General features: G+C 67.8%; 1 protein-coding gene. It reads right to left on the bottom strand.

Annotation, left to right across the window (positions count from 1 at the left end):
* Window positions 1-479, bottom strand: a 479-nt coding sequence (locus ACYPYD_RS13005; RefSeq protein ID WP_459663518.1) for an ArdC-like ssDNA-binding domain-containing protein, incomplete at its 3' end; no start/stop codon positions are given.
* Window positions 480-667 lie beyond the last annotated feature (188 nt).

The raw sequence follows: 667 nt of genomic DNA, 5'->3' as shown, positions 1-667 counted from the left end.
ACGCGGTCGGCCTCGGCGATAGCCATGACCGGATCAGGCAGGATCGCAGATGCCGTCAGGTCTTCCGCCAGCCCCTCGCACTGATCGACGTTGAACACCACGAAGCGCTTGAGGAAGGCGACGGTCCGTGCGTCCCGATCCTCGCTCGATGCCCGCTCGGCTTCGGCCTTGGGAATGAAGCGGTCGGCATAACACACGACCGTGCCCTTCTCCCCGCGACGGACATTGCCGCCCGCTGCTGCCGCCTGCCGGTAGGTAAGCCAGCGCTGGGAACTGTAGCCACCGCTCACACCTTCGGCCCACAGGATCAGCACGTTGATCCCGGAATAGGGTCTGCCGGTCACCCCGTTGTGCGGCATGGCGCATGGACAGCGCGAGGCATCCCACGGCTGCACCCATGGCAACCGGCCTTCTTCCAGTTCGGCGATGATCTTGGCCGTGACCTCTGCATAGAGGCTCCCGCGTTCGGTCCTGCTCATTGTCGTCTTCCCTTCCTCAACCGCCATTGACCGGCGCCAGGGTGGCGGGGGGCGGCAGGAGCGGACCGACAGCCCCGCCGGGTGAGGCGGGGGGCACCCGAAGGGCTGCAACGAAGTGGAAGACCCGGTAGCGAAGCGGACGGGTTGCGGCCCGCCGAGGCGGGGCTACAGGGCAGCGACGCCCCCCG

The organism is Novosphingobium sp. 11B (genome assembly GCF_054589055.1).
This window is presented reverse-complemented; position numbering and strand designations above follow the sequence as displayed.